Source organism: Streptomyces sp. NPDC044921, assembly GCF_056432865.1.
In genome coordinates this window covers 113414-122743 of record NZ_JBWKIF010000026.1, presented here as the reverse complement: position 1 = coordinate 122743, position 9330 = coordinate 113414, and the positions used below count along the sequence as shown (strand labels likewise).

Annotated in this window: 10 protein-coding genes and 3 pseudogenes; 6 read left to right on the top strand and 7 right to left on the bottom strand. The window is 74.0% G+C overall.

Annotation, left to right across the window (positions count from 1 at the left end):
- Positions 1–100, top strand: a pseudogene (locus AC07DA_RS31635) (IS481 family transposase); the annotation flags it as partial.
- Here AC07DA_RS31635 and AC07DA_RS31630 read toward each other — a convergent pair.
- From AC07DA_RS31630 to AC07DA_RS31620, 3 genes are all read right to left on the bottom strand, one after another.
- The gene (locus tag AC07DA_RS31630) at positions 97–423 is read right to left on the bottom strand and encodes a nucleotide pyrophosphohydrolase (protein WP_479131649.1); all 327 of its coding nucleotides are present in this window, start codon (positions 421–423) and stop codon (positions 97–99) included. The pseudogene AC07DA_RS31635 and the gene AC07DA_RS31630 sit on opposite strands and share 4 nt — an antisense overlap.
- The gene (locus tag AC07DA_RS31625; RefSeq protein WP_479131653.1) at positions 416–1630 is read right to left on the bottom strand and encodes an AAA family ATPase; all 1215 of its coding nucleotides are present in this window, start codon (positions 1628–1630) and stop codon (positions 416–418) included. Before AC07DA_RS31625 ends, AC07DA_RS31630 begins: the two co-directional genes overlap by 8 nt.
- Before the next feature lie 178 nt (positions 1631–1808).
- Positions 1809–2204 (bottom strand): cell division protein SepF, encoded by a 396-nt coding sequence (locus tag AC07DA_RS31620; protein WP_094053930.1) that lies wholly within the window; start codon positions 2202–2204, stop codon positions 1809–1811.
- A 234-nt stretch (positions 2205–2438) separates the two neighbouring features.
- Here AC07DA_RS31620 and AC07DA_RS31615 point away from each other — a divergent pair.
- The 5 genes and pseudogenes from AC07DA_RS31615 to AC07DA_RS31595 all read left to right on the top strand — a co-directional run.
- A pseudogene (locus AC07DA_RS31615) lies at positions 2439–2665 on the top strand (hypothetical protein); the annotation flags it as partial.
- A 466-nt stretch (positions 2666–3131) separates the two neighbouring features.
- Entirely contained in the window at positions 3132–4475 is a 1344-nt protein-coding gene (locus tag AC07DA_RS31610; protein ID WP_479131648.1) for a hemolysin family protein, read from the top strand.
- Entirely contained in the window at positions 4472–5494 is a 1023-nt protein-coding gene (locus AC07DA_RS31605) for a hemolysin family protein (protein WP_479131647.1), read from the top strand. The genes AC07DA_RS31610 and AC07DA_RS31605 overlap by 4 nt, the downstream gene beginning before the upstream one ends.
- Before the next feature lie 395 nt (positions 5495–5889).
- Entirely contained in the window at positions 5890–6117 is a 228-nt protein-coding gene (locus AC07DA_RS31600) for a hypothetical protein (protein ID WP_479131646.1), read from the top strand.
- A 207-nt stretch (positions 6118–6324) separates the two neighbouring features.
- Positions 6325–6495 carry a hypothetical protein gene (locus AC07DA_RS31595; protein ID WP_479131645.1) on the top strand — a complete coding sequence of 57 codons (171 nt, stop codon included), beginning with the start codon at positions 6325–6327 and terminating at the stop codon, positions 6493–6495.
- 15 nt (positions 6496–6510) lie between these two features.
- On the opposite strand, the gene AC07DA_RS31590 is transcribed toward AC07DA_RS31595, so the two are convergent.
- The 4 genes and pseudogenes from AC07DA_RS31590 to AC07DA_RS31575 all read right to left on the bottom strand — a co-directional run bounded on the left by AC07DA_RS31590 (position 6511) and on the right by AC07DA_RS31575 (position 8850).
- Entirely contained in the window at positions 6511–6846 is a 336-nt protein-coding gene (locus tag AC07DA_RS31590) for a DUF3140 domain-containing protein (RefSeq protein WP_479131644.1), read from the bottom strand.
- Between the two features lie 6 nt (positions 6847–6852).
- Positions 6853–7083 carry a hypervirulence associated TUDOR domain-containing protein gene (locus AC07DA_RS31585; protein ID WP_479131643.1) on the bottom strand — a complete coding sequence of 77 codons (231 nt, stop codon included), beginning with the start codon at positions 7081–7083 and terminating at the stop codon, positions 6853–6855.
- A 181-nt stretch (positions 7084–7264) separates the two neighbouring features.
- Positions 7265–7563, bottom strand: a pseudogene (locus AC07DA_RS31580) (acyltransferase family protein); the annotation flags it as partial.
- Positions 7564–7791: 228 nt separating this feature from the next.
- A complete protein-coding gene (locus tag AC07DA_RS31575; protein WP_479131642.1) occupies positions 7792–8850 on the bottom strand; it encodes a peptidoglycan recognition protein family protein in 1059 nt (352 codons plus the stop codon).
- Positions 8851–9330: the final 480 nt, after the last annotated feature.

Here is a 9330-nt window from a genome sequence, read left to right as displayed (position 1 = left end):
GGACTGGCTGCACTCCTACAATCACCACCGCGGACACACCGCGCTCAAGGGCCAACCACCCGCCAGCCGCGTCCCCAACCTCACAAGGCAATACAGCTAGGGCAGCGGGAACCGGCGTTCGTTCCGGTCGATCTTCGCGTCCAGCGCCGCCAGCGGGTCGATGCCCAGCACCTCGCACAGCTGCAGCAGATACGCGAGCACGTCGGCCACCTCGTCGGTGACGCGGTGCGCGGTGTCCGGGTCGGCCATCACCTCCGCCGACTCCTCGGGCGTCAACCACTGGAAGATCTCGACCAGTTCGGACGCCTCCACGCTGAGCGCGGCGGCCAGGTTCTTGGGGGTGTGGTACCGCTGCCAGTTCCGCGCGGCGGCGAAATCGGCGAGTCTGCGTTGCAGTGCCGCCACGTCCAGGGGATCAGTCACGGTCCAGGTGTACCACCGTGACCCCTTCGGTCCCGGTGGCCCAGGAGGCGTCGCTGACCGTGCCGACCAGCCGGATGTGCCCCCGCCGGCACATCCCGGCGGCGAGTTCCAGCAGTTCCCGCCGCTGACGCGGGTCCAGCGCGCGGTCGAGTCCGTCGGCCAGGACGGTGAGCGTCTGCAGCGCGGCGGGCACCTCGCCGGCCGGGTCGACCTCCAGGACACCGGGGCCGGTGAGCAGGACCAAGGAGAGGGCCAGGTAACGGAGTTCGCCGTCGCCGAGCCGCCCGAGGTCCGTACGGACGCCGTCGCCGCGGTCGAGCGCCGCACGGACGGGCCCGACACCGTCCGGCCGGACGAGCCCGCTGGCGAGCGGCCCGAGGGGAGCCCTGGGCGAGCGGGCGGGTGCCCTGGACGGCCGGGCGGAGGCGCCCACGTCCCGTCCGGCGAGTGCCTGCCCCACCTGTTCCGCGAGGACGTCGGTCACCGGCCCGGCACACCCCGCGCGTACGGCCGCCACGAACAGCGAGTGCCGCCGCCCGCATTCGGCGCGGGTCCGCCACAGCACCTCGGCGAGGTTGCCGCAGTCGCCGAGCAGGCGGCCGGGGCCGGCCGGTACGGGCCCGCGCATCCGGGCGGGTTCGGGGTCGCAGGCGAAGACGGAGCGCAGGGCGACGACCATCTGCTCGGCGGCGGCCAGCACCCTGCGCTGCCCGGGGGTCCGGCCCGCGACGCGCAGCGGCAGCAGGGCGGTGCCGAGCCGGTCGTCGGGGAGCGGGCCGCGGGTCACCGGGGCCGGTCCCGCCGTGTGCCAGGCGGCCTGGACCGCGCGCTTGCCCGGGTCCCGCAGGGCGGTCTCGAGCAGGACCAGCCCGCCGGAGGTGAGCCGCTCCCCCACGATGCGGGGCTCCGGCTCGGCCTGCACGGCGACGTCGAGCCGGACCGGACCCGCGGGACCGTCGGCCGTGCAGCCGATGCGGAAGCCCCGGCGGTGCTGGGCATCGGGCCGGGCCCGCTCCGGGACGCAGACGGCGGGGTCCGGGAACGCCTCGCCGAGCTCGGCACCGCCTGCGAGCCGGGCGAGCGCCTCGTACGCCCGCAGCGCGGTGGACTTGCCCGAGCCGCTCGGGCCGGCCAGGAGGGTGAGCCGCCCCAGCGGGAGCACGGCCCGGCGGTGTCCGGCGAAGGCGGACAGGCGCAGTTCGGTGATGCGGGGGCGGTCGGGCTGCGTGGGAGCGGAAGGCGCGGCGGGAGCGGGGGGTACGGGCGGGGGGCGGCGTCATGCCCGGAAGGTAGGACCGGGCATGCGGGACGAACCGTTCCGCCTCCGGGGCGTTCCTACGATCGGGGGACCCGCCCGCCCCCCGGCCGTCGGGGGTCCCTCCGCGTCACGCCCCGGGGACCCCGACCCCCTCCATCAGTCCCGTCACCTCGGTCCCGGCCGGTGTCAGCAGGAAGACGTTCCGGTCGACCCGGTGCATCCCGCTGGCCAGGCCGAAGACGACGCCCGTGCTGAAGTCGAGGACCCGTTTGGCGACCTCCGTCTCCGCGCCGGTCAGGTCGAGCAGCACCGGCACGCCCGCCATCAGGGTCTCCGCCACGTCCCGGGCGTCGGCGAAGACGTTCACGCGCAGCACGACGAAACGGCGCCGCGCCTCGGTCTCGGCCTCGGGTATGGAGCGGTGGCCGACGGAGGAGGGCCAGGCGTCCCGGCCCCGCAGCGGCACGACCTGGGCGAGCCCCTCCCACTGTTCGTCGGTGACATCGTGGCTGTTCACCGGCATGCTCCGTCCTGGCTCGCACTGGCTGTCTGCATCGGGCAATTCTTGCGCAGAGTCACCCGTTCGGCCCAACTGCGACACGCTCCGCGACCTCGATGCACCTCACAACGGCCGGATGGCGCCTCCAGGACGGCGTGGGCGTGGGCGTGAATGGCGTGACTGGCGACGGTCAAACCGCGTGACAGTGACGCGACGGGCGATTCGGGTACGTACGGGACGTGCAGTGCGGAACGGCGGGTGTTCACGCCGTTCGTGCGGCGGCTGGGCCCGGCCGCGACCGTGCTGCCCCGGTGTGCCTTCTACGTGGCGACCCGTCGCAGGACGGCTACTACCTCATGATGACGCCGCTGTGGCCGGCGGGGGCGGTGACCGCTCCGGCGTCGGCGTTCGCCGGGGCGTGGCGGCCGGACCCGCGCCCGCCGTCCGGGCCCGGCCGCCGCCCGGTGCGAACTGCGGCCGCGGTCGGGCGGATTCACCGTGATCCAGCGCGGGGTCGAGGTCGCGCTCACGGACACGGCACGACGGCTGCTGGCGCGGGCCGCGGCGCCAATCGCGGAGACAGTCACAGAGGCACTGGGGCGATTCATGGGGCCGGAGCAGTGCGAGGCGCTGTGCGGACTGGTCCCGGAGCTCGCCGAGGAGCGTTCGGTGGACCAGGACGGACCCCGGCGGACTTCCGGACGGACTCCGGACGGACTTCCGGACGGACTGAAACGGGCCCCAGGGCGGTCAGGGCGCACCGCCCGCTGTTTTCTACACCGTCGTAGAATCGGTTCGGGAACACGGGCACGGCGATGAGCGTTGTGCCGGGTACCGACCACACATGAGGAGCGCGTCCTTGTCCGCCAGACCGACGGACCCCCCGGGGCACAGTCCCCGACCATCCCGCCACGGCATCACTGATCGCGGCACACGGCGGGGTGGTGTTCGATGAGTGCCGCGGAGGCCCTGCTGGGTCTGCTCGCCGTGTTCGTGCTGACCGCCGGCACCGGCTATTTCGTCGCCCAGGAGTTCGCCTACGTCTCCGCCGACCGGCTCACCCTCGCGCGTGAGGCCGAGGCCGGGGACCGCCGGGCCGCCCGTGCCCTGAAAGTGCTGGAGCGGCTCTCGTTCATGCTGTCGGGCGCGCAGCTCGGCATCACCGTCACCGGACTGGTCGTCGGCTTCATCGCCGAGCCGTCGGTGTCCGCCCTGCTCAGGCCCGCGCTGTCCGGTGTCGGTCTGCCCGACGCGGCCGTGAGCGGTGCCTCCGTGGTGCTCGCCTTCGTGCTGGCCACGGTCGTGCAGATGGTGCTGGGCGAGCTGGCTCCCAAGAACCTCGCCATCGCCGTGCCCGAGCGGCTGGCGAAGGCGCTGGCCCCGTCGACACTGGCGTATCTGAAGGTCGTCGGACCCGTCGTGCGCGTCTTCGACGGCGCGGCGAACAGACTGCTGCGCAGGACCGGCATCGAACCGGTCGAAGAACTGCACCACGGCGCCACGCTGGAGGAGCTGGGCCATCTGATCGGCGAGTCGCACGAGCAGGGCGCGCTGCCCAAGGACACCGCCGCGCTGCTCGACCACGCGCTGGAGTTCTCCGAGCGCACCCTCGACGAGGTGATGGTGCCGCGCGCCGACGCCGTGTTCGTCCGCAAGGACGCCGGCGCCGACGAGACGGTCGGCCTGATCGCCCGGCACGGCCACTCCAACTACCCGGTGCTCGGCGACCACCCCGACGACATCGCGGGTGTGCTGGGCGTGCGCGAGCTGATGGCGCTGCCCGCGGCCCGGCTCGCCGGCGCGCGGGCGGGCGAGGTGGCCCGGCGTCCGCTGCTGCTGCCGGACACGCTGGCGCTGCCCGACGCGGTGGCGCGGATGCGGGAGCACGACGACGAGTTCGCGGTCGTCCTGGACGAGCACGGCGGCGTGGCGGGCCTCGTCACGTACGAGGACATCGCCGAGGAACTGGTCGGTGACATCGCCGACGAGTCCGACACGGTGACCCTGCTGGCCGTCGCGGTCGGCGACGGCTGGCTGGTCGACGCCGGCCGACGCCTGGACGAGGTGGCCGAGGCGACCGGTGTCCGGCTGCCGGAGGACGACGACTACGACACCGTGGCCGGCCTGGTCGTGGACCGGCTCGGCCGCTTCCCGACGGTCGGCGACCGGGTCACGGTCGAGCTGCCCGAGGGCGGCCGCGCCGTGATCGACGTGCGCACGCTGGACCGGCACGTGGCCGACCGGGTCCGCGTCAGCGTGCTCGCGGACGCCGAGGAAGCCGAGGAGATGGCGTGAGTTTCCCGATGGCGGTCTTCGTGACCGTGCTGCTGCTGGTCGGCAGCGGCTTCTTCGTGGCGGCCGAGTTCGCGCTGGTCGCCGCCAGACGCCACCGCATGGAGAAGGCGGCGGCCGAGGGGCGGCGCGGGGCCGGGGCGGCCCTGGCCGGCATGCGCGAGCTGTCGCTGATGCTGGCCGGTGCCCAGCTGGGCATCACGGTGTGCACGCTGGGCCTGGGCTCGGTGTCCAAGCCGGCGATCTCGCACGAGCTCGACCCGCTGCTGCGCCAGCTGGGCCTGCCCAGCGCCGTGAGCTACGGCGTCGCCTTCGCCGTGGCCATGGTCGTGGTGGTGTTCCTGCACATGGTGGTCGGCGAGATGGCCCCCAAGTCCTGGGCGATCGCCCACCCCGAGCGGTCGGCGATGCTGCTCTCCCCGCCCTTCCGCGCCCTGGTGCGGACCGTGCGCCCGCTGATCCGGCTGCTCAACCGGGTCAGCAACGGCCTGGTCCGGCTGTGCCGGGTCGCGCCGCGCGACGAGCTGGCCTCGGTGCACAACCGGGAGCAGCTGGCCCACCTGGTGGAGGAGTCCGAGCGGCTGGGCCTGATCAGCGCGACCGACTCGGAGCTGCTGACCCGCTCGCTGACCGAGCCGGACACACCGGTGGCCGAGCTGCGGATCCCGGCCGCCGACATCACCTGGGTCGAGGGCGGCTGGGACGTCGACGCCCTGCTGCGGCTGGCGGCCGCGCACGACCGGACGCGGCTGCTGGTCCGGGAGAACGGCGTCGTCCTCGGCTCCGTGCACGCCCGGGACGCCCTGGTCGCCCGCGCCCGGGGGCGGGCGACGACCGCCCGGGACCTGGCCCGGCCGGTGCCCGAGCTGACGGAGGACACGACAGTCGCCGACGCGATCGAGGTGCTGCGCCGCCGCCGGTCCTCCCTGGCCGTGGTGCGCAACGGCTCCGGCCGGCTCTCCGGCCTGGTGACGCTGGACGACCTGCTGGCCCGTCTGATGCAGCCGGCCGCGGCGGCCTGACGGGCGGGGCCCGAACCTCCCGCACATCTGCACACCGCGCGCCGGACGGCGGCGGGCCGCCCGGGCCCGCCGCCCATGTGCCGCCGCCGCGCGGGACATTGGCGCCGAAGTGCCCGCTTCGGAACGCCGGGCGCAACCCCGCGGCGTGCCGCCGGGCGACGGGCCCTGTGAAGGAATGTCCATACCCGGTGACCCGGCGGTCACAGCGGTGAAGAAGGCCGCCGGAATACGCCGCGGGCGGCCGGTGGGCGACTGGTCCTCCTCCGCGGGGAGTGCTTTGATCCTGCGCACGGCGGAGCCGCCGACGGAATCCCGGTTTTCGAGAACTTTCGAAATTCGCGGTGCCGTGGCGCGCACCACCATTGCGAGACATTCACGCGAAGGGAAACACCCTCATGAACCTCACTCCTCGGGTCGACGTCGCCGAGCTGTCCGACGCGGACCTGGAGCAGATCTCCGGCGGCAACGCGGGCGTCGACGCCTCCGCGGGCCTCGTGGGCGGCCTCTCCACCGACCTGGTCGGGCCCCTGACCGGCGAACTCTGCGCCTCGGTGCAGGGCGCGCTGTCGTCGGAGGGTGCCGCGCTGGGCGGTCACGCGGGCGCGCGGACGACCTCGCTCTGACGCGGCGCGCAGGGCCCCGGGAAGCGATTCCCGGGGCCCTTTTCGTGTCGGCGGCCGGGCACCGGGCGCGGTCACGAACATGGGGAATTCGCGCAGTACGTGACGGAAGAATGGACACCACGGGGGTGGGTAACGCGGTTCCGGGCCGTGACGCAGACTTACTCGGACCCCTCAGAAACCGGCTGTGTGATCGATAGGAAGACCGCTGTGACATCCGACGCGACCCGAACCGCAGAACTGCCGATCTACGAGAGCCTCATACGCGAACGCGGTGACGTCGTGGAGGAGGCCCGTGCGGTGGCGGAAGAGACCCAGCAGCAGATGAGCCAGGCGCTGGCCGGACACGCCGCCGCACCGCGCGAGCCCGGCGGGGCCTGACCGTCGACCGCCGCGTCAACCGCTCAGCGGGTCGTGCCCCCAGTTCATCAGTGAGTACCGCCACCGCGTGTCCCGTACGTCCCCGGAGGGCCGCTGGGTGAGGTGGCGGCGGACGTAGCCGACGACCTTGCGCATGTGCCGGTAGTCGTCGTCGGTGAGGTCGCCCTTCCCGGCGCGCAGGATCGTCACGATCCGGCGGCCGGAGGCGTGCCCGGTGGACTCGCCCCCGTCCGGGTGCTGGCCGGCGGCGCGGGAGTCGTCCGACTCCAGCCACTTCTCCAGTTCGGCCGGTGTCATGTTCACCAGCTCACGGAAGTCGTTCCAGGTCTCCTCGCGCTGCTCGTCGTCCACGCTGCCTCACTTCTTCTTCTTGAGCGCGGACGGCTTGTGCACCGCGGTCCGCCCGGACTTGTCGCTGCGCACCTCGTACTGCGGTTCGTCCGGCGAGGCGTCGACCGTGCGGCCGGACGCCTCGGTCCGCTCGGTGATCTCCCGCTCCACGGTGCCCTCGGTGCGGCTGCCGTGGCTGCTCCAGGCGACCTTGTCGCCCTTCTTCGGCTTCCCGCCCCCGCTGCGCTGCTTCGCCATGCCGGTGCTCCCTCGCGGAGAAGTGTGCTGTCCCTCCAGCGTGCGGGCTCGGCGTTCAGGGCGCAGCTCGGCGCCCACGGCGCGGCAGCCCGACGGATGCCGCCCGGGTCCCCCTGACGAACGCCCACGCCATCCGGTCGCTCGGTCACCCGCCGGAAGGCACACCGCACGGGCGGGGTGCGCCCGGCACCCGGGAGAGGAAGCAGGCGACCAGGACGGGCGAGCAGCCGAACGTGGCCGGGGTCATCAGCGGCCCCCGACCACGCGGGCGCGTCCAGCTCCCGGACGCTGCCGGCGTGGAAGGACCAGGCGCAGTCCATCCGGGGCACCGCCCAGTTCGCCGTGCCGAGCGCGCCGACGGCCACCGGCACGGCGAGGACGCGTACTGACGCGTACCGTGCGCCGCCGCGCCAGCCGGAAGTGCTCCGGCCGCGGCAGCAGCCCGAGGACGAAGTACGGCAGGAACCGCAGGATGCGCTGCGGGCCGGGCCGGTCCCGGCGCCGGGTCGGCGGGGTCGTCCCGGCCGCCGGGCGGACCGTCGCCACCGTGTCGCTCACGGCGCCTCCCGCAGCGGCTGGAGGCGGTGGTGCTTCGTCTCGCGGCAGGCAAGGGGGCGGCGTGAGCGCGGAACATCGCCCGCGCCCTCATCACAGGGCGGCACCCTCGATCAGCTCGCAACGGTGTGCCCCGGGATCACTCGGGGCTGCTCAAGGCTCCTTCCACACCAGCACGGTCAGCACGGCGCTCGCGACGGTGACCGGGACGGCGGCCTGGTTCAGCAGCCGCAGCCGCATGCCGCGGCCCGACGCCAGACGCTTGGTGACGGGCAGGACCACGAAGGTGCCGCCGCCGGTCCCGGCGACCTCGTGGATCGGGTGGTCGGCGCGCAGTTCGTCGCCCTGGTACTCCGACATGCGCGCCTGCACGACCGCGCCCGCCGGCAGACCGTCGATGTGCACGCTGAAGGTCCCGCTGAACCGGGCCGGGCCGCGCGCGAAGACGCTGCCGCCGGCGGCGTGGTCGCCGGTCTCGTCGGTCCACTCCGCGGTGAACTCCACCGCGTCCCAGGCGCCGGGCGCGAGTTGGTACCGCCCGGCGACACCGAGGTTGACGTACTGGGGCATGTCCTCTCCTTCCCACAGGCCCGCCGGGAGGGCCAGGGCTTCGGCGACGTCACGGCGGAAGTCGGCCATGTCGAACCCGCGCGGGTCGACCTTCCAGTCGCTCCATTCCAGGTGGCCTATCGCGCTCTTGTGGCCCCAGCCGTGGGCACGGCAGACCGCGGTGGTGGCCTTCACCATGGCGAGGTACTGCGCCGGCGGCCACGGGTCCCTGCCGTCGCCCCGGTTCTCGCACTCCCAGCCGTAGAAACGGGCGTTGCCGTCGACCGCGCCGCCCGACCCGTCGTGCTCGTGCGTCGGGGGCGGGTACGTGCCGTAGGACTCGCCGATGACGGCGTTCAGGACGTCGGGGTCACCGCCGCCGGCGTGGTTGGCCCGGCCGTTGCCGGTCAGGTGGACGACCCCGTCCTTGGTGATGCAACCGGTGGCGAGCGGACCGGGCAGGGCGCTGTGGCCGTGGTAGATGAGGCCGACGACGTCCGTGCCCGGGCCGGTGACGGTGTGGTGGACCATCACGCCGTGCACGGGTCCCCAAGGGCCCACGTGGTTGCGGTTGTTGGTGCGCCAGCCGGCGACCTCGCGCACGGAGCAGCCCTCGGCGCGCAACGCGGCGACGAGCCGGGCGGCGGTGAGCGGTGTGGCCATGGTGCGGTCCTCCGTTTCGCGCGCGAGGGGGATCGTGCGAGGGGGTCGTGCCGGGCGGACGGTGGGTGACGCGTGGCGGGTCGTGCGGGGCGGAGCCTCCGAGGCAGGGCCTGGGAACGGGGAGGCACGGCGGAGGCGACGGGGAGGGGCGGGGGCTTGCACGGTGGGTGTGGGGGGCTGTGGGGCGGGGGGGGCTTGCACGGCGGAAGTGGGGAGCGGGCTTGCGCGGTGGAGCGTGGGGGCCGAGCGTGCCCGGGCGGATCGCGCGGGTGCGAAGGCGCGCAGGGTGGAGCGCCCGCCGGAAGGGCCGCGTGAACGCGCCGGGCTCCCACCATTCTCGCGCCGCGCGCGCCGTCGCTCACCTCGTCGTACGCCCCTGCCGCGAAATCGGCGGGATTACGACGCTGCCGGACCGGTGGGGCGGGGTGCCGTCACTGGCCCGCGCGCAAGTCCCGGGCCGGTGACCACCGCCACCGTGGA

Bases quoted from the DNA above. Each gene is read 5' to 3' on its own strand.
- AC07DA_RS31585 (WP_479131643.1), bottom strand. From the start codon at position 7,083: ATGGCGAAGCAGCGCAGCGGGGGCGGGAAGCCGAAGAAGGGCGACAAG.
- AC07DA_RS31575 (WP_479131642.1), bottom strand. From the start codon at position 8,850: ATGGCCACACCGCTCACCGCCGCCCGGCTCGTCGCCGCGTTGCGCGCC.
- AC07DA_RS31620 (WP_094053930.1), bottom strand. From the start codon at position 2,204: ATGCCGGTGAACAGCCACGATGTCACCGACGAACAGTGGGAGGGGCTC.
- AC07DA_RS31600 (WP_479131646.1), top strand. From the start codon at position 5,890: ATGAACCTCACTCCTCGGGTCGACGTCGCCGAGCTGTCCGACGCGGAC.
- AC07DA_RS31610 (WP_479131648.1), top strand. From the start codon at position 3,132: ATGAGTGCCGCGGAGGCCCTGCTGGGTCTGCTCGCCGTGTTCGTGCTG.